At 67.9% G+C, this 17,379-nt stretch carries 19 protein-coding genes and 1 tRNA gene; 12 read left to right on the top strand and 8 right to left on the bottom strand.

Annotation, left to right across the window (positions count from 1 at the left end; translation table 11 throughout):
• Positions 1–1,026 carry an aspartate-semialdehyde dehydrogenase gene (locus tag AS181_RS08110; RefSeq protein ID WP_058251065.1) on the top strand — a complete coding sequence of 342 codons (1,026 nt, stop codon included), beginning with the start codon at positions 1–3 and terminating at the stop codon, positions 1,024–1,026.
• On the opposite strand, the gene AS181_RS08115 is transcribed toward AS181_RS08110, so the two are convergent.
• The gene (locus tag AS181_RS08115; RefSeq protein WP_058251066.1) at positions 1,023–1,742 is read right to left on the bottom strand and encodes a FadR/GntR family transcriptional regulator; all 720 of its coding nucleotides are present in this window, start codon (positions 1,740–1,742) and stop codon (positions 1,023–1,025) included. The two genes, AS181_RS08110 and AS181_RS08115, sit on opposite strands and share 4 nt — an antisense overlap.
• Positions 1,743–1,867: 125 nt before the next feature.
• Between AS181_RS08115 and AS181_RS08120 the strand changes: the two genes are divergently transcribed.
• The 7 genes from AS181_RS08120 to AS181_RS08150 all read left to right on the top strand — a co-directional run bounded on the left by AS181_RS08120 (position 1,868) and on the right by AS181_RS08150 (position 8,492).
• A complete protein-coding gene (locus tag AS181_RS08120) occupies positions 1,868–2,386 on the top strand; it encodes a gluconokinase (protein WP_058251147.1) in 519 nt (172 codons plus the stop codon).
• The gene (locus AS181_RS08125; protein WP_058251067.1) at positions 2,386–3,783 is read left to right on the top strand and encodes a GntP family permease; all 1,398 of its coding nucleotides are present in this window, start codon (positions 2,386–2,388) and stop codon (positions 3,781–3,783) included. The genes AS181_RS08120 and AS181_RS08125 overlap by 1 nt, the downstream gene beginning before the upstream one ends.
• Positions 3,784–3,826: 43 nt before the next feature.
• Positions 3,827–5,236: a hypothetical protein gene (locus AS181_RS08130; protein ID WP_091344308.1), complete on the top strand. Its 1,410-nt coding sequence runs from the start codon at positions 3,827–3,829 to the stop codon at positions 5,234–5,236.
• Positions 5,237–5,363: 127 nt separating this feature from the next.
• Positions 5,364–6,626: a lipase family protein gene (locus tag AS181_RS08135; RefSeq protein WP_058251069.1), complete on the top strand. Its 1,263-nt coding sequence runs from the start codon at positions 5,364–5,366 to the stop codon at positions 6,624–6,626.
• Positions 6,627–6,689: 63 nt separating this feature from the next.
• Entirely contained in the window at positions 6,690–7,379 is a 690-nt protein-coding gene (locus tag AS181_RS08140; RefSeq protein ID WP_058251070.1) for a hypothetical protein, read from the top strand.
• 129 nt (positions 7,380–7,508) lie between these two features.
• The gene (locus AS181_RS08145) at positions 7,509–7,940 is read left to right on the top strand and encodes an organic hydroperoxide resistance protein (protein ID WP_058251071.1); all 432 of its coding nucleotides are present in this window, start codon (positions 7,509–7,511) and stop codon (positions 7,938–7,940) included.
• A 78-nt stretch (positions 7,941–8,018) separates the two neighbouring features.
• The gene (locus AS181_RS08150) at positions 8,019–8,492 is read left to right on the top strand and encodes a Dps family protein (RefSeq protein WP_058251072.1); all 474 of its coding nucleotides are present in this window, start codon (positions 8,019–8,021) and stop codon (positions 8,490–8,492) included.
• Between the two features lie 77 nt (positions 8,493–8,569).
• Here AS181_RS08150 and AS181_RS08155 read toward each other — a convergent pair whose 3' ends face one another.
• Positions 8,570–9,094 (bottom strand): hypothetical protein, encoded by a 525-nt coding sequence (locus tag AS181_RS08155; RefSeq protein WP_091344296.1) that lies wholly within the window; start codon positions 9,092–9,094, stop codon positions 8,570–8,572.
• A 265-nt stretch (positions 9,095–9,359) separates the two neighbouring features.
• Between AS181_RS08155 and AS181_RS08160 the strand changes: the two genes are divergently transcribed.
• Entirely contained in the window at positions 9,360–10,736 is a 1,377-nt protein-coding gene (locus tag AS181_RS08160) for a DUF2252 domain-containing protein (RefSeq protein ID WP_058251149.1), read from the top strand.
• A gap of 15 nt (positions 10,737–10,751) precedes the next feature.
• A complete protein-coding gene (locus tag AS181_RS08165; protein ID WP_175404292.1) occupies positions 10,752–12,122 on the top strand; it encodes a dipeptidase in 1,371 nt (456 codons plus the stop codon).
• Here the strand turns inward: AS181_RS08165 and AS181_RS08170 are convergent.
• A complete protein-coding gene (locus AS181_RS08170) occupies positions 12,109–13,176 on the bottom strand; it encodes an acyl-CoA dehydrogenase family protein (RefSeq protein WP_058251074.1) in 1,068 nt (355 codons plus the stop codon). The genes AS181_RS08165 and AS181_RS08170 overlap by 14 nt on opposite strands.
• A 213-nt stretch (positions 13,177–13,389) precedes the next feature.
• On the opposite strand from AS181_RS08170, the gene AS181_RS08175 reads away from it, so the two are divergent.
• Complete coding sequence (locus AS181_RS08175) at positions 13,390–13,833, top strand: helix-turn-helix transcriptional regulator (RefSeq protein ID WP_058251150.1); 444 nt, start codon at positions 13,390–13,392, stop codon at positions 13,831–13,833.
• Positions 13,834–13,897: 64 nt separating this feature from the next.
• On the opposite strand, the gene AS181_RS08180 is transcribed toward AS181_RS08175, so the two are convergent.
• Positions 13,898–14,512: a lipocalin family protein gene (locus AS181_RS08180; RefSeq protein ID WP_058251075.1), complete on the bottom strand. Its 615-nt coding sequence runs from the start codon at positions 14,510–14,512 to the stop codon at positions 13,898–13,900.
• A 143-nt stretch (positions 14,513–14,655) separates the two neighbouring features.
• Positions 14,656–15,081 carry a DUF7144 family membrane protein gene (locus AS181_RS08185; RefSeq protein ID WP_058251076.1) on the bottom strand — a complete coding sequence of 142 codons (426 nt, stop codon included), beginning with the start codon at positions 15,079–15,081 and terminating at the stop codon, positions 14,656–14,658.
• Positions 15,082–15,280: 199 nt separating this feature from the next.
• Here AS181_RS08185 and AS181_RS08190 point away from each other — a divergent pair.
• Positions 15,281–15,354: transfer RNA gene (locus AS181_RS08190), tRNA-Pro, on the top strand.
• Between the two features lie 71 nt (positions 15,355–15,425).
• Here AS181_RS08190 and AS181_RS08195 read toward each other — a convergent pair.
• The 3 genes from AS181_RS08195 to AS181_RS08205 are packed head-to-tail and all read right to left on the bottom strand — an operon-like array spanning position 15,426 to position 17,346.
• Positions 15,426–15,620 carry a hypothetical protein gene (locus AS181_RS08195; protein WP_058251077.1) on the bottom strand — a complete coding sequence of 65 codons (195 nt, stop codon included), beginning with the start codon at positions 15,618–15,620 and terminating at the stop codon, positions 15,426–15,428.
• On the bottom strand, positions 15,617–16,342 hold the full coding sequence (locus AS181_RS08200; RefSeq protein WP_058251078.1) for a haloacid dehalogenase type II: 726 nt from the start codon (positions 16,340–16,342) through the stop codon (positions 15,617–15,619). Before AS181_RS08200 ends, AS181_RS08195 begins: the two co-directional genes overlap by 4 nt.
• Complete coding sequence (locus AS181_RS08205) at positions 16,339–17,346, bottom strand: metallophosphoesterase (RefSeq protein ID WP_058251079.1); 1,008 nt, start codon at positions 17,344–17,346, stop codon at positions 16,339–16,341. Before AS181_RS08205 ends, AS181_RS08200 begins: the two co-directional genes overlap by 4 nt.
• Between the last annotated feature and the right edge of the window lie 33 nt (positions 17,347–17,379).

Raw genomic sequence — 17,379 nt, forward strand, 5'->3', positions numbered from 1 at the left:
GTGGGCGTACGTATCGGAGTCGTGGGCGCGACCGGTCAGGTCGGCGCCGTCATGCGAACCCTGTTGGCGGAGCGCAACTTCCCGGCCGACGAGGTGCGCTTCTTCGCGTCCTCGCGCTCGGCGGGCAAGAAGCTGCCGTGGGGCGACGGCGAGATCGTCGTCGAGGACACGGCCACCGCCGATCCGTCCGGACTCGACATCGCGCTGTTCTCGGCGGGTGCCACGATGTCGCGCGAGCAGGCGCCCCGCTTCGCCGAGGCCGGCGTGACCGTCATCGACAATTCGTCGGCCTGGCGCAAGGATCCCGAGGTGCCGCTGGTGGTCTCGGAGGTCAACGGTGAGCTGGCCAAGAACCCGCCCAAGGGCATCATCGCCAACCCGAACTGCACCACGATGGCGGCCATGCCGGTCCTCAAGCCGCTCCACGACGAGGCCGGTCTGCAGCGCCTGATCATCTCGAGCTACCAGGCGGTCTCGGGTAGCGGTCTGGCCGGTGTCGACGAATTGGCCACCCAGGTGCGTGCGGTCGCCGGCGACGCGGAGAAGCTCGTGCACGACGGTTCCGCCGTGGACTTCCCCGCCCCGAACAAATACGTCGCGCCCATCGCGTTCAACGTCGTGGCGCTCGCGGGTTCGCTCGTCGACGACGGTTCGGGTGAGACCGACGAGGACCAGAAGCTGCGCAACGAGTCGCGCAAGATCCTCGGGCTGCCCGAACTCCTCGTGAGCGGAACCTGCGTACGCGTGCCGGTGTTCACCGGCCACTCGCTGTCGATCAACGCGGAGTTCGCGAACCCGCTGTCGGTAGCACGTGCACAGGAGATCCTCGGTGGCGCAGCGGGTGTGGAGCTCGTGGACGTGCCGACGCCACTGGCCGCCGCCGGCAAGGACGCCTCGCTGGTCGGCCGGATCCGGCAGGACCCGGGTGTTCCGGACGGCCGGGGTCTCGCGCTGTTCGTCTCGGGGGACAACCTCCGGAAGGGCGCTGCCCTCAACACGATTCAGATCGCCGAGCTGCTGGTCTAGAGCACCTCAGGTGGCGGGGGCGATACAGCAGCCGCCGCCTCGGTGATGATCGCGCGCATCGACGCCTCCGCGGCCTCCGGGTCGCGGAGGCGTATTGCTCTGGCGACATCGTCGTGCAGTGCGATGGCCACCGGACTCGGTGTCGCGGGCATCATCCCGTGATGGGTGCGGCCGGCGAGGACCTCGTTCACCACGCCGGTGAGCGACCGGAACATTTCGTTGCCGCTGGCCTCCAAGAGCGTTCGATGAAAGACCTTGTCGGCCAACAGGTACGACTCGAGATCGCCGTTGCGCCCGTGCACCGACATGTCCGACACCGCCGCCGCCAGGATGCGGCACTGGTGCTCGTTCGCGCGCTCGGCGGCAAGGGCCGCCGCCACCGGCTCGAAGCCGCGTCGTAACTCCGAGAGGGTGGCGAGGAACTCGGCGCGGTCGGCGCCGTCGAGGCGCCAACGGATCAGCCGGGCGTCGAACACGCTCCATCGGGTCCGCGGCTGGATCGTGATGCCGACGCGGCGTCGGGATTCGACGAGGCCCATCGACTCGAGAACCCGGATCACCTCGCGGGATACCGTCCGCGACACCCCGTGTTCGGCGCTGATGGCGTCGAGGGTCAGCACGCTGCCGGCCGGCTGCGCTCCCGAGACGATGCGTCGGCCGATAGCCGCGAGGATCTCGTCGTGCCGCTCGCCTGTGCTCCGTGTGCCCTGACTCACCGTTTCATCTTCTCATTCATCGAGGTACGGACCAATGTGCGTACTTAAACTCAGCAAAGGCTTGCAAAAGTATGACTATTGAGGCAGCCTACGTGATCAGCAGCACAGCGTGGTGAGGAGTGAACATGCGATCGCCGATCGTCGTCATGGGGGTGTCGGGGTCCGGGAAGTCGACGGTCGGAGCGGCGTTGGCACAGCGCCTGCGGGTGCCGTTCGCCGACGCCGACGACTTCCACCCCGCCGAGAACATCGCCAAGATGTCGGCGGGAGAACCGCTCGACGACGACGACCGCCGACCCTGGCTCGAGTCGATCGGCGTCTGGCTCGCCGAACACGCCGACGGCGGTGTCATGAGCTGCTCCGCGCTCAAACGGCATTACCGCGACCATCTTCGTGATCACGCACCGACGACGCTGTTCGCGCATCTGGCCGGGTCGGTCGAGGTCATCTCGCGACGGCAGGCATCACGCCCGGGGCATTTCATGCCACCGGCCCTGCTCGCCTCGCAGTTCGAGACCCTCGAGCAGCTGACCCCCGACGAATGCGGCCTGACCGTCGACGTGGACCAGAGCGTGGACGCCATCATCGATGAACTGGTCGAGGCCCTCTCGCGCGGTTCCGATCTCGACGCCGAGGAGAACTGATGTCGCCGACCACCACCACGATCCTCGCCGCGAGCACAGATCTGCCGCAGCCGGTCGCGCCCGGCTGGCAACTCATCGTCGCGGCGCTGGCGGGTATCGCCGTCATCGTCGTGGCGATCACGATCGCCAAGGTCCATCCCTTCCTCGCGTTGGTGGGCGGCGGCGCGACCGTCGGCATCGTCGCGGGTGAGTCGATCCCGACGGTCCTCGAGTCGTTCACCGCCGGGTTCGGCACCACCGCAGCGGGAGTCGGCATCCTGATCGCACTCGGCGCCATGTTCGCCAAGCTGCTGGCCGACTCCGGTGGTGCCGACGAGATCGTGGACACGATCGTCGGTCACGCCTCACCGCGGATGCTGCCGTGGGCGATGGCGCTCGTCGGCGCGATCATCGGTCTGCCGATGTTCTTCGAGATCGGTCTCGTACTCTTGATGCCGGTGATCTACCTCGTGGCCCGACGCTCGGGTCTCGGCCTGATCCCGATCGGCATTCCCGCACTGGCCGGGTTGTCGGCGATGCACGGGTTCGTCCCGCCGCATCCCGGCCCACTTGTGGCGATCGACGCCCTCGGCGCGGATCTCGGCATGACACTCGGACTCGGTGTGCTGGTCGCCATCCCGACCATCATCGTGTCCGGGCCGCTCTTCGGCGTGCTCGCCGGGCGATGGGTGACGGTCGAGGCCCCGACAACCTTCGACGTCGATCCGTCCGACGGCCCGACCACCAAGCGACCGTCCTTCGCGATCACCATGTTCAGCGTTCTGCTGCCCGTCGTGCTGATGCTCGGCAAGGCACTCGCCGAGATCTTCATCGCCGACGAGGACCAGCCCGTGCGCAAGGTCCTCGACATCCTCGGCACGCCCCTCATCGCGCTGCTCATCGCGGTGATCGTCGCGATGTTCACCCTCGGCCGCGGTTCCGGCATGGACCGCGAGACCATCTCGAAGTGCACGGGCGCGGCACTCCCCGCGATCGCGGGCATCCTGCTGATCGTCTCCGCGGGTGGCGGATTCAAGGAGGTCCTCGTCGACACCGGGATCGGCACCCTGCTCGCCGACTGGGCGACCGGCGCGAACGTCTCGGTGCTCCTGCTGGCCTGGACGCTCGCGGCGCTGATCCGCCTGGCGACCGGATCGGCGACCGTTGCCACGATCACCGCGTCGTCGCTGATCCTGGGTCTGGTCGACGGGATGGGTTCGGGAGAACTCTCGCTGGTCGTCCTGGCGATCGGTGCCGGGTCGGTGTTCCTGTCCCACGTCAACGACGCCGGTTTCTGGCTGGTGAAGGAGTACTTCGGCATGACCGTCGGACAGACCTTCAAGACTTGGTCGATGATGGAGACGGTCCTCTCGGTGACCGGATTGATCGTGGTACTCGCACTCGGTCTGGTCATCTGAGCCGGCCCTCTGTGCGGTAGCTTGACCACTCATGACACGGAAGATGCGGGTCCGGGCGGCGGTGGTCACCGGGGTTCTGACGTTGGTGGCGACGCTCGCGTACCCCGCAGCGGCACAACCCGATTCGCCGAGCACCGGACTCGGACCGAGCGACACCTCGCTCATACACGGCGACCTCGCCTCCACGGACTCCACGGCGCATCGAGGCCCCGGCCGCGGGGCTCGACTGGCCGGCTCCTCGATCCCGGGCGGCGCCTGCGCGGCAACGTTCGTCGGACGCGACGGGATGCCCGTCGCGTTGTGCACGCAATTCGTCGGATCGTCGCCACCGGCATTCGCGGCGCCGTCGGTCGTCCTCTTCGATCCCCGGACCGCGCAACCACTGGCGTCGACGCAGCTGACGAAGGGCGGACTGCTCGGCGGCGTGTACGGCTATCTCGACGACCGCGACCGGGTGGTCGTCGCCGACGGGTCCGGGTCGATTCTCCGTGTCGCGCATGCGAAGACGGCCAGCGGCTGGCGGGTGTTCGTCGACGATCGGGTCGACGTCGACCACGCGGTACCGGCGGGTGACGCCATCACCGGCCTGGCGCCCGACTTCGACGGCCGCGTGTGGTTCGCGACGACGCGCGGGGTGGTCGGGACAGTCGACCGGCATGACACCGTGCAGGCCACCCGGCTGCCGGCGGGAGAGGAACTGGGCAACGGCTTGTCGATCCGGCGAACGGGGGCGTCGATCCTGACGACGCACGCGCTGTACGAGATGCGCGCCGAACCGGGGCGCGCACCGCGAGTCGTCTGGCGTCGCGCGTATGACCGGGGACCAGCACGCAAACCCGGACAGCTCACCTGGGGCTCGGGGACGACGCCGACGTACTTCGGTCCCGGTGGCGATGGCTGGGTCGCCATCGTCGACAACGCGGAACCGCCGGATCTCCGCGTGCTGCGCAGCGATGACGGCTCCGAGGTCTGCCGCATGCGGGCCTTTTCGACGTCCGGGCCGGGCACCGAGAACTCGCCGATGGCCTGGGGCGATTCGCTGGTCATCCCGAGCACCTACGGCTACCAGTACCCGCCGATGGCGGTACAGGGTCCGTCGGTCCCGGCCGACGCCCCGTTCGTCGGCGGCGCCACCCGGATCGACGTCGGGGAAGGCGGCTGCCGTCGCGTGTGGGAGAACGGCGACCGGATCGCGACGCTCCCCAAGTTGTCTCGCGCAGACGGTCTGATCCACGCGATCGGGTATGGCCCGATCCGGCCGAACCTCCCACAGCAGATCGGCGAAGTCGCCTACGTGGCAACCGACTTCGCGACCGGCCGGCGGGTGGCGACGGTGCCGGTCGGGACGGCGCCGTTCGACGAACCACTCGAGCTGACCGGGACGATCACGGCCGACGGATCGCTGTGGCAGGCAACTCTCAGCCGCATGCTCAAGGTGACGCCGGGCCGCTAGGCCGTCGATCGGCGACACCCCTGTGGCCCTCTGCGAGGCGTCGCGCGCCCGGAAGCGACACCAGTCACCTACCTCAAGTTACTGTGTGGTAGGTTACACAGCCATGAACTGGAAGTCGGGGAGAACCATGACCCATCGCAAGACATCGAGACGGACGCTCGGGATCGCCGCGCTGGTGGCAGCGTGCGTCGCGTCGCTGGCCCCAACAGCGGTCGGTACTGCAGCGGCGGCGGATTTCTACACCCCGCCGGCCCGGTTCGCGTCCGAGCCGGGATCGGTGATCCGCAGTCAGCCGAGTCCGCTGCTGCTCCAGATCCCCGGCATGGCGGGTCAGTGGCCGGGGACCGCCCGCAAGGTCATGTACACCTCGCGTTACCAGGACGGGAAACCCGCCGCGGTCACCGGAACCGTCATCGAACCCACCGCGCCATGGCGCGGCCCGGGTCCGCGCCCGACCGTCGTCGTCGGCTCCGGGACCATCGGTCAGGGCGACCAGTGTGCGCCATCGAAGCTGATGACCGTGCCCCTCGCGGTGGACATCACGAAGCCGGGCATCTCGGTCAACTACACCGCGCCGGAGATGTATTACATGCTCGTCAACGGCGTGCGGGTGTTCATCACCGATTACATCGGGATGGGCACGCCCGGTGTCCACACCTACGTCAACCGCGCGGAGACCGGTCAGGCGATGCTCGACGGCGCCCGGGCCGCACTCGCGATCTCGGGCGCCCCGAAGGACGCCCCCGTAGGTTTCGCCGGTTACTCGCAGGGCGGCGGCGCAGCCGCGTCGGCCGCCGAACTCGCCGAGACCTACGCACCGGAACTGGACGTGCGCGCGACCTACGCCGGCGCGCCCCCGGCCGACCTCGAGAAGGTCATCCCCGCGATCGACGGCACCACCATCGCGGGGGCGATCGGCTTCGCTGTCAACGGGCTGACCGAGCGGTATCCGAACGTCGCCGAAGTGGTGCGACGAGAGACCAACCCCACCGGCAAAGCCGCGCTGAAACAGCTCTCGACCAGCTGCATCGGGGACATCATCCCGGCCTTCGGTTTCCGCCGCGTCGAGACATGGACCCGAACCGGCGAGACACTGTCGTCCCTCATCGCACGATCCCCCGGACTGCAAGAGGCTGTCCGCCAGCAGCGGATCGGTCGCCTGAAGCCGAACGCGCCCGTCTTCGTCGAAGGCGGACTGCACGACGACGTGATCCCGTACGGCCAGGTCGCGCAACTCGTGGCGGACTGGCGCGCCCAGGGCGCCGACGTCACCTTCGTCACCGACCCCACCCCGCCCATCTTGACGAAGTCGATCGTGAACCATGTCGTCCCCATGCTCGGCACATTCGTCCCCGGGATGGAGTTCGTCCTCGCCGAGTTCCGGAAGTGAGCCGCTCGCGGCCGAACCTCCTCGACGCTGGAGGCCCGCCGGGGTGAGTGGCAGGATCGGGACATGACGGATCCGAAGGACCCGGCCGGGGGCGCGTCCGGCGATTCTGCCGCGGATGACCCCGATCGCGTCCCGAGCCAGGCCGAGCTGGACGCCGAGGATCTGGCGGCCATCGAGCGGTCCTCGCGCGATCGGGACCAGTCCGCGCTCTATCCGACGCGGCCGGGCGATGCGGGACCGCCGCCGGAGGCGCTGGCGGTGCACGCACGCATCGTGTGGTGGGGCGCGGCCGTGATCGGTCTCGTGCTGACGATCTACGGCTTCTTCAACCTCGGCACCATCACCGACGATCTGCGCAACCGACTGCTCGAAGGAGTGGTCTCGGACCCGGCGAACTCTGCACCCGAGAGTGAGGTCGAGACCCTCGCCGGCTTCTTCCCGCCGTTCATGCTGGTGATGATCGTCGTCGTGCTCGCCATCGAGTACGCGTGCCTGGTGACCGCTGCGTCGCAACACAGCCGCCATCTCCGCAACTTCTTCCTGGCCGCCGTCGTCGTGCATCTGCTGTGTATCCCCGTCGGCGTCGACCTGCTGTTCCGATACCCGGACGTGTCGTCCGTCATGGTCGTCCTGAGCTACCTCCAGTTCGGTCTCCTGGTGGTCGCCGCCCTCTGCACCCTCCGGCGACCGGTCAACCAGTGGCTGCCGGAGTCGACCCGGATGAAGCCCACGCGGATGATGCGGGGACGGTGAACCGGACTCCGACACCGGTGTCGTGACCATCACGTCGCTGTGGCCGGTGTCGTCGGAATGTTCCGCGAGCGGGTCGGGTTGAACCGACCGTTGGCCCGAACCCGCACTGAGCATCCAGGAGGATTTCGAATGGCAATCGAACCGGTGTACACCATCTCGTCGAAGGCGTCCGGCGGCGGACGCGACGGCGAAGTCGTCTCGGCGAGCGGCCAGATCGATCTGGACCTGCGGCCGCCGAAGGAACTGGGTGGCAGCGGTGAGGGGACCAATCCCGAGGAATTGTTCTCGGCGGGTTATGCGGCCTGCTTCCTGAGCGCGCTGCGCGCCACCGCCAAGCAGGCCGACACCCCGGTGCCCGACGGGGCGACCGTGGACGTGGCCGTCGGGATCGGAAAAGACCCCGCGGACAACGGATTCGGTCTGACCGTCGCCATCGAGGTCTCGCTGCCCGGCCTCGACGAGGTCAAGGCCAAGGAACTCGCCGACCTCGCCTACACATTCTGTCCGTACTCGAAGGCGACCAAGGGCAACATCGACTCGTCGGTCACCGTACGCGTCTGATCGCCCGGCCCCCCGGTAATCACCAGCGCAGTCGGAGTCGTACTGCGCGCAGATATGACAAGAAGGGAATTCTTGATCATGACCACCCCGATCACCAGCACGCTCACCGACGAACAGCAGTCCGTCGCCGGAAAGGCGTTGCAGGACACCCTCGTCGACCTCATCGACCTGTCCCTCATCGCGAAGCAGGCGCACTGGAACGTCGTCGGCAAGCAGTTCCGGTCGGTGCATCTCGACCTCGATGAACTGGTCACGGTGTCCAGGGAGTTCACCGACGCGGCCGCCGAGCGGGCCACCGCGATCGGCGTGAGCCCGGACGGCCGCGCCGAGACAGTTGCCAAGACCGCCCACACCAAGGGATTCGGTGAGGGCTGGACCAAGGACAGCGACGTCGTCGAGTCGATCGTCGACAATCTCAAGGCAGTGGTCGCGGGTCTCCGCGAGCGAATCGGGATCACCGAGGAGGCCGATCCGGTCACTCAGGACCTGCTGATCTCGTTCGCGTCGAAACTCGAGCAGCTGCACTGGATGTGGCAGGCGCAGATCGCGTGAGCGAATTCGCCTGACCCTCCCACAGCAACGAACCCCCGTCGACTGCGACGGGGGTTCGTTGTGTCCGGGGGGCCTGATCAGTCGACGGACCGAGCAGATTCGGAGGTGCCGGGATCGGGGGTGTCTGGGGCGGGATCGGCGTCATCGTCGGCATAGGAGTCGCTGAAGGACACCCGAGGCGTGGTCGCCGAGTGGTACAGCGCGATGCCGACGTACACCAGGGCGGCCACCGCGAACACCGCGGACACGAGGATCGCCGCGATGTGTGCGACGGTCGCGAACACCCCGTCGAGCGGCCCGGTCGCGAGCGCTCCCGCACCGGCCAGCGCCGCGCCGAGCAGAGCCCACGCGGCACTCCGTATCCACGGGGCCACCACCGAGACGTAGAACAGCCGTTGGTAGATGGTCAGCGAGAACTCGTCGACCGCGGCCAGCCGGACCTCGTCGCCGCCGGCGAGGTCACGCAGTTCGCGCGCCAGCTGGGTCTGACGCTGCAGACTCGTCGATTCCCGCTCGCGGTACCGCACGAACCCGATCACGCCGAACGCCGTCGCCACGAGCCCCAACCCGACCATCACACCCCAGTAATCCACGACGTTCACGCTACAACTAGAACCTGTTGCAGTCGTGAAGCGGGTCACACGCCCTGGGCGGCGGTCGGCAGATCCCGGTGGACGCGACCCGGACGCGACCGAGGGAACGTGGCGCAGATTGATCACCGATCCATCGGCGGAACTGCCGACGGGCTGCAAGAATTCTCCCTCGGAGGACTTCGTTTTCGGCGGCGTTCACCCGCGGGTTCCGACCGGGCCCGGACACACGGACCTCTGCCTGTGGCGGGGCCGCATCGACGTGAAGGAGCACTCCGTGTCGACACTTCTGTCCACTCCGCCCAGCGCTGTCGAACTCGCCGCGTGCCCGACGCCGACGGAGCGGGCCGACCCGCTGCGCATCCTGGAAGCGCAGGCGCAGACCCGGGTCGCCGATCTCATCCCGGTTCGGCACGCGCGGATGTCGGCGACGCCGTTCACCTTCTATCGTGGTGCGGCCGCGGTGATGTCCGACGACCTGTCGAGAACGCCGGACACCGGGATCATCACCCAGCTGTGCGGCGACGCGCACCTGAGCAATCTGGGCCTCTTCTTCAGCCCGGAGCGTCGAATGGTGTTCGACCTGAACGACTTCGACGAGACGCACATCGGACCGTTCGAGTGGGACGTCAAGCGTCTCGCCGCGAGCTTCGCGATCGCCGGGCGTAACAACGGATTCGACGACGCGACCAATCGCAGGGTCGCCAAGACCGTTGCCAAGGCGTACCGGCGGGCGGTCGTGCGCAGTGCGTCGAAGACGACTCTGGAGAACTGGTACGCCGGGATCGACGTCGACCATTTCCTGGCGGAGTTCGGACCCAAGCTGGACACGTCGATGAGCGAGCGGACGCAGAAAGCACTGAAGAAGGCGCGGCACCGCGACAGTGCGCAGGCCCTCGCGAAGCTCTGTGTGATCGGCGCCGACGGCTCCGCGCACATCCGCAGCGACCCGCCGCTGCTGGTACCGCTGCACGAGCGGTTCCCGGCCGAGACCGCCGAGATCGTGGCCGAACGGGTCCGCGAGCGGGTCAGTGCCTACCGGGACACCGTGCCCTTGCACGTGCAGGCGCTCCTCGACCAGTTCGCGATCGTCGACATCGCGTTCAAGGTGGTCGGCGTCGGCAGTGTCGGCACGCGGGCGTGGATCATCCTGCTCACCGGAAAGGAGCTGGGTGATCCGTTGTTCTTGCAGGTCAAAGAAGCGCAGCGGTCGGTGCTCGCCGACCATGTGCCGGCATCGGGCTTCGACAACCAAGGGCAGCGGGTGGTCGAGGGTCAACGCCTGCTCCAGGCGACGAGCGACCTCTTCCTCGGCTGGTCGACCGGGATCGACGAGAACGGTGAGCGACGCGACTTCTACGTGCGGCAGCTCCGCGACGGAAAGGGTTCGGTCGTCGTCGAAGCCCTGAGCGCGGAGGGGATGAAGTTGTATGCACAGCTGTGCGGGCTGGTTCTCGGTCAGGCGCACGCCCGGACCGCGAGCCGGTTCCGGATCGCCGAGTACCTCGGGACCACGAAGGGTTTCAGTGACGCGATCGCCGAGTTCTCGCTCGCGTACGCGGATCTCAACGACTCCGACCACACCCGGATGATGGAGGCCATCGGTCGAGGCGAGCTCGAGGTGTACGACCTGGCGGCCGAGGGTAAGAGTTGAGTCCGACAGGGAAGGATGCGGGTGGAATCGACTGCGCGCGAGGATGAGACGTCGTTGCGGGAGCAGGTCGCCGCGCTGATGCCGCAGGCGAGATCGGATCTCGCGGAGATGGTCCGGTTCCGGTCGGTGCACGACCCACAGCAGTTCCCCGTCGAGGAGTGTGACGGGATGGTCGACTGGCTGCTGGCGGCCTTCGGTGCCGTCGGCGTCGACGACGCCGCCGCGCATGTCACCAGCGACGGCAGCAAGGCGATCACCGGGTCCATTCCCGGCCCGGAGGGTGCTCCGACCGTCCTGCTCTACTTCCACCACGACGTGCAACCGTCGCTCGGTGACGACGAATGGGACTCTCCCGTCTGGGAACTGACCGAGCGGGGCGGGCGGTGGTACGGCCGCGGAGCTGCCGACTGCAAGGGCAACATCGCCGTGCACCTCACCGCGTTGCGCGCACTCGCCGGCCGGGCCGGAGTGACCGTGAAGATCATCGGGGAAGGCTCGGAGGAGCAGGGGACCGGCGGCCTGGAGGACTTTGCGGTCCGGAACCCGGAGTTGCTTGCCGCCGACGCGATCCTGATCGCGGACTCCGGCAACTTCGCGGTCGGGAAACCGAGTCTGACGACGACGCTGCGCGGCATCGCGAACGTCGTCGTCTCCGTGGAGACGCTGGGGTCGGCGATGCACTCCGGAATGTTCGGCGGGGCCGCCCCAGATGCACTCGCGGCGCTCATCTCGATGCTCGCGACCCTGCGTGACGAGCACGGCAACACCACCGTCGCCGGACTCGATGCCGACGCCCGGTGGCCGGGTGTGTCCTACCCGCCCGACCGATTCCGCAGCGATGCAACGGTTCTCGACGGGGTCGACCTGGTCGGATCGGGATCGGTGTCCGACATGGTGTGGGCGCGCCCGGCCGCGACGGTGCTCGGCATCGACTGCCCGCCGGTGGTCGGATCGTCGGCGGCGGTGCAGCCGCGTGCGCGGGCGCGCATCAACCTCCGCGTGCCACCGGGGATGGACCCGATGGTTGCGCAGGACGCGCTCGTCGAGCATCTCCGCAAGGTCGCACCCTGGAACTCACGGGTGTCCTTCGAGCGCGAGGCGGTGGGCGCGCCCTTCGTCGGATCCACCAGCGGTCCGGCGTACGACACGCTCACCGGCGCCCTGTCGACCGCCTACGACAGCGAGGTGCTGATCCAGGGGCAGGGTGGATCGATCCCGTTGTGCAACGTTCTCCAGTCGCTGTTCCCCGACGCCGAGATCATGCTGTTCGGCGTCGAGGAACCGCGGTGCCTGATCCACGCACCCAACGAGAGCGTCGACCCGTCCGAGATCGAGCGGATCGCCCTGGCCGAGGCGCTCTTCCTGCGCGACTTCAGGTACCGCTGAAGCGGTGTAGCAGAGCTGTTTTGAGTTCCGGGCGGCTCGCGGCCACCAGGACGAACGCGGCTTCGCGGAACAACCGTTCGGTATCACTTCCGCGCACGACGCCGCGGCCGCCGTCCGCGGACACCAACGCGGCCGCGGCATCGAGCGCCAGAGCCGCGGCGTCGGCCCGGGCCGCCAGTAGTGCGGTGGCATCAGCCATCCCGGCGTCGAGCGCGGTTCGGACGACGTCGGCGCGCTCGCGCAGCGCCCGCCCCTCCCGGTGGTGGCCGCCGACATCGAGCAGTGCCGCACAGCGCCGCACCAGACCAAAGGGCAGGGTGCCGTTCAATCGGACGCCGACGTTCTGGGTCGCGAAGAATTCCGCGAGGCCCACGCGCGTGACCTCGCGATCGAACGGGACCATCAGACCGTCGACCCGGAGGGACACCGTGGTCGTCGCGGCGGCGGCGGACAGATCCACGGGTGTTGCCCGGACCGCTGCGGACGACCTGCCGCCGACCAGATCGGGCATGCGCAGGATCGCGGAGATGACGTCATCGGTCGCGGCGTCGCGCGCCGAGATCTGGAGCAGGTCGACGACACCCCAGCCGCTGACGAACGGCGCGTGCCCGTTCAGGAGCCAGCCGTCGTCGGTGCGCGTCGCGACCATCCGTGGTGGCGTGGGGACGACTCCGGCGTAGGCGACGCCTGCGCGTAGACGTCCGCTCACGGTCGCGTCGAGGAGTTCGCGACGTAGCTCGTCGTTGGTGCTCCGGGCGAGGGACAGGACGACGCCGTGGTGCTGGATCCAGGTGAAAGCGGTGGCGAGGCAACCACTGGTGAGCACTTCGAGGATCTCGGTGACCTCACCGAATTCGAGTCCCGGCCCGCCGGCCTCGACCGGCGCCGCGATGCCGTACAGGCCGGCGTCGGCCAGCGCTCGCCAGTGGGATTCGGGGACCGCTCCGGTGCGGTCCACCTCGCCGGCCGCCGGGAACAGGACCTCGTCGGCCACCCTGAGCGCTGCTGTTCGCAACTCGGCTAGTCGCTCGCCTCCGGCGTCCTGGGTGGTCACGACTCTCACAGTACGACGAGTGTCCGGGCCGGCAGGGAAGTTGGACGACTGACCGACTCCGCCGTCGCGGCCGCTCACGGAAGTTCGCGTCGCGCAGCACAATCGCGGGACCGGAATACTTGAAAGTGGGACCAAAGGCCCAAGACCGCAGGTGTGACCGTCGATAAACTCGTGTATCGGGTGGGAGCATTCTCTCGCGTGGAAGGAACCCAGGTGACCGCAGTCCTCAATGGTCGTGACGTTCAGTCGATACGTGTTGTGCCGGAATCGGTTTCGAGTGTAGTACGGTCGGACGTCCGGACGAGTGAGCGGTACCTGCGTGCCGCGGTCGCCGACCTCATCGAGCAGAATTTTCGTGATCCCGACTTCAGTGTGGAGGTCGTCGCCCGGCACCTGCACGTGAGCCGCCGGCACCTGTACCGGGTGCTCGCCGGTGGCACCACGTCGCTCGCCGAGATGATCGCCGATCGACGCCTGGAGTGGGCGGAGGGGCTGCTCATGGGTCCGGGCAACCTGAAACTCGAGGCCGTCGCCCACGCGTCGGGATTCGCCTCGACGGCGACGATGCGCAACCGCTTCCGGTCGAAGTTCGGCTGCACCCCCGACGAGTTCCGCCGGATGGCGCCAGCGTCGGGACCGGACGCCGAGGCCGGCTGAAACAACTCCGGCGCAGACCTTTTCATGTCTGCGCCGGAGTCGCGTCATCGTATGGCGTTGACCGTCACACCGTGCAGAGCGGTGAATAGTCGCTGCGACCACCGGTGGTCGGCGAGACGAGGAACGCGCACGGGTTGTACCCGACCTTCTCGATCTCCTTGGTCAGGCGACGCAACTCCGAGTTGGGGACCACCTTGTCGCGCGACAGCAGGAATCCCGATCCGCGCGAGGGGTCCCCGACGACCGCGTACCGGTACGGCCCGGCGGGATCCGGCCCGTCTTCGAGGTAGGCGACGATGTAGTTCGGTGCGCCGCCCGGGTTGATGCTGCCCGGTGTCTGTGGGAACCGGACGCTCAGTTGGGCATTGGTCTGCGGGTCGACGACCGTCGCACGGCCGACGACGCCACCACGCATGCCGGTGGGCCCGGTGCAGCGGTTGTCGACGCCGATCGTCTTGGCGTCGATATAGGTGTAGGTCGCGCTGGTGTCCCGGGCGCAGGTGACCCCGAAGAAAGACGGCACGGTGGCGAGCTGCCACCACTTGCCGAGGTAGCGATCCACCTCGACCTTCGCCACGGGGGCCAGCGGTGCGGCTTGTGCCGGACCCGTCCCGGCGGCGAAGCCGACGCTGAGGAGGACGCCGGCGACAAGGGCTGCGAGGGACCGGGTGATGCGCATGGTGTTCCTTTCGGGCGGTTCGTCGTCGCGCCGCCCAGGTGGAGCAGCGTCACCAGACGATTCGGACCGCATGCGCGTCGTGGATTGGTTACCCCCGCAGCCCTCGTCTCAGCGAAGTGTCGTCACTGCGTCAGAGCGGTCGGTCACAGGTTGTATTCGTTGTTGGGGTTCCAGGTGGAGACAGCCCAGATCACGATCAGGTCCAGCACGATGATCAGGATGGCCCACGCCGGGTAGTAAGGAAGCCACAGGAACTGGGCGATGATCGACAGCGAGGCGATGATGATCGCAGAGATCCGCGCCCAGTCGGCGCCCACCGCGAGACCGCCGGCGACGAGGACCCCGACGATGCCGAGGATCAGGTGGATCCAGCCCCAGGTGGTGAGGTCGAACTCGAAGATGTAGTTCTGGCCGGCGACGAACAAATCGTCGTTCGCGATGGCCGAGATGCCCTGGAAGATCGAGACCAAGCCGGCCACGAAGAGCAGCGCGGCGGCCACGATCGCGATACCGAAGGCGAAACCCTGCTTGGCAGACGAGTTGGCCTGCTGATCGGGGGAAGCGCTCATGGTTGGCGTGTCCTTTCAGTGGTTGTACGCCGATTCCTTGGTCCCGACCGACGGCGCGGCAGCACTGGTACGGATGGACCACATCAAGGATGGGATGTGCGACGCTACTTCGCACGGGTTTCAGCCACACCGGGCACATCTTTGACCAGGCGATTTAGTAGTCGGCCGGGGCGGGGTATAAGCTATCGCAGGCTACACACGGGGTGTGGCGCAGCTTGGTAGCGCGCTTCGTTCGGGACGAAGAGGTCGTGGGTTCGAATCCCGCCACCCCGACGCAAGGTTGAGATTGCAGAAGAGACCCTGACCTGGAGAAATCCGGTCGGGGTCTCCTCGTCTCTGCGGGGTCACTCCGGTTCCTCGGCCGACGACGACCGGCCACCGATGTGGGCCAGGATGATCGGATCGTCGGTGACGACGCGGTCCACCTCCTCGCCACCGTCGCAGCGCAGCAGACCCAGGGTGATTCCATCCGGTCCGTGATGGACCACCCGCCACGACGCCCCCGAATCCTCCCAGCGCAGCAGGTCGTCGAGTGTCATCGGGACGGGCCGGTCACCGACGGGCTCAGCTGCCGCGCGAGGTCGAGGAGATCCGTCGCGTGGAAGTCGTTGTCCGGCGAGCCGGAATCATCCTTCTCGTCCCCGCCCCACTCGTCCGGCCGCTCGACGAAGGCCGTCCGCAGGCCGAAGGAGCGCGCGGCGTCGAGATCGCTCTGGTGGGTGGCCACCATCATCACCTCGGCGGGCTCCACCTCGAGCAGATCCGCCAGCCCGCAGTAGGTCTCGCGCGCAGGTTTGTAGTGCCGCCAGAGGTCGGACCCGCCGATCACGTCCCAGGGGAACGCGTTGTACCGGGCCATGTCGGTGAGCAGTGCGACAGTGCCGTTGCTCAGTGCGCAGACGATGTGATCGCGTTTGAGGAGTTGCAGACCCTCGACCGCGTCCGGCCAGGCCGGAATCGTCCGCCACGCACGGACGAGGGTGCGGGCCTGATCGTCGTCGAGTGTCAGTGCAAACAGCGAGGCGACGTCGTGCAGCGTCTCGGTCTGCAGGTCGTCGAGGCGACGCCACGGCAGTTCGCCGGATTCCACGCGAGCCAGGATCGGCGAGTACCGGCGTCGCCACTCCTTCGCGAACGCCGCTGCGTCGACCTCCGGTGCGATCGCGCCGACGGCGCCGGAGATCCCGGTGAACCAGTCGGTGACCGTCCCGAAGGTGTCGAACGCCAGGACCTTCACGCGGGGATGAAGGTCAACGCTCACATGGTCTCCCGGGCCAGCTGCGGGAGCGACTGGTCGGCGTCGTAGTCGGCATCACCGTGCGACACAGGTGTGAGGGTGAGCAGGCTGGCCTCGGGGCGGCAGCAGAAGCGTGCCGGGGCGTACGGGGACGTGCCCAGACCCGCACTCACGTGGAGCTTCATCGACGACCCCCAGCTCGACGGACCCTTGACCCGGGAGCGATCCAACTGGCAGTTCGTCACCAACGCGCCGAAGAACGGCAGGCAGAGCTGGCCGCCGTGCGTGTGTCCGGCCATCACGAGGTCGTAGCCGTCCGCGGCGAACCGGTCGAGGACCCGCGGTTCGGGGGAGTGGGTGAGTCCGAGCCGCAAGTGTGCCAGCGGGTTCGGGCGGCCCGCGATCGTCTCGTAGCGGTCTCGCTCGATGTGGGGATCGTCGACGCCGGCCGCGACGACCCGCACGCCGCTGACCTCCAGCTCGCGGACCGTGTGCGTCGCGTCGAGCCATCCACGCTCGGTGAACGCCGCACGCAGATCCTGCCACGGCAGGGGCTCGCCGTGCGTGCGCTGATGGTCCTTCTTGAAGTACTTGAACGGATTCTTCGGCTTGGGGCCGAAATAGTCGTTGGACCCGAAGACGAACAGGCCGGGCCGCGACAACAACCCACCGAGCGACTGGATGACCGACGGCACGGCCTGCGGGTGCGCGAGGTTGTCCCCGGTGTTGACGACAAGGTCGGGTTCGAGCGCCTCGAGCTCGGCGATCCACGCCTGCTTGAGGCGTTGGTTGGGCATCATGTGCAGGTCGCTGATGTGCAGGACACGTAACGGCGAGGCGCCCGGTTCGAGAACGGACAGCGTCGTGTGTCGCAACGCAAAGGCGTTGCGCTCGATCACCGTCGAGTAGAGCAGTCCGGCGGCGGCGAGTCCCGCCGCGCCGGCCAGAGCGCGCGCGGGTACCCCGGAACCGGACGGACCGAGGCGAGAGATGCCGAGGCGTGCGATGTCGAGTTCGGAGTGCTGCATCACCCCAGAATACGCATCCCCCACGACGATCCC

This window comes from Gordonia sp. SGD-V-85, from assembly GCF_001456905.1.
GTDB classification, from domain to species: domain Bacteria; phylum Actinomycetota; class Actinomycetes; order Mycobacteriales; family Mycobacteriaceae; genus Gordonia; species Gordonia hongkongensis.

Coding starts and splice junctions, on each gene's coding strand:
- AS181_RS08120 (WP_058251147.1), top strand. CDS start 1,868: ATGCGATCGCCGATCGTCGTCATGGGGGTGTCGGGGTCCGGGAAGTCG.
- AS181_RS08125 (WP_058251067.1), top strand. CDS start 2,386: ATGTCGCCGACCACCACCACGATCCTCGCCGCGAGCACAGATCTGCCG.
- AS181_RS08130 (WP_091344308.1), top strand. CDS start 3,827: ATGCGGGTCCGGGCGGCGGTGGTCACCGGGGTTCTGACGTTGGTGGCG.
- AS181_RS08135 (WP_058251069.1), top strand. CDS start 5,364: ATGACCCATCGCAAGACATCGAGACGGACGCTCGGGATCGCCGCGCTG.
- AS181_RS08140 (WP_058251070.1), top strand. CDS start 6,690: ATGACGGATCCGAAGGACCCGGCCGGGGGCGCGTCCGGCGATTCTGCC.
- AS181_RS08145 (WP_058251071.1), top strand. CDS start 7,509: ATGGCAATCGAACCGGTGTACACCATCTCGTCGAAGGCGTCCGGCGGC.
- AS181_RS08150 (WP_058251072.1), top strand. CDS start 8,019: ATGACCACCCCGATCACCAGCACGCTCACCGACGAACAGCAGTCCGTC.
- AS181_RS08165 (WP_175404292.1), top strand. CDS start 10,752: ATGCGGGTGGAATCGACTGCGCGCGAGGATGAGACGTCGTTGCGGGAG.
- AS181_RS08180 (WP_058251075.1), bottom strand. CDS start 14,512: ATGCGCATCACCCGGTCCCTCGCAGCCCTTGTCGCCGGCGTCCTCCTC.
- AS181_RS08185 (WP_058251076.1), bottom strand. CDS start 15,081: ATGAGCGCTTCCCCCGATCAGCAGGCCAACTCGTCTGCCAAGCAGGGT.
- AS181_RS08195 (WP_058251077.1), bottom strand. CDS start 15,620: ATGACACTCGACGACCTGCTGCGCTGGGAGGATTCGGGGGCGTCGTGG.
- AS181_RS08205 (WP_058251079.1), bottom strand. CDS start 17,346: ATGCAGCACTCCGAACTCGACATCGCACGCCTCGGCATCTCTCGCCTC.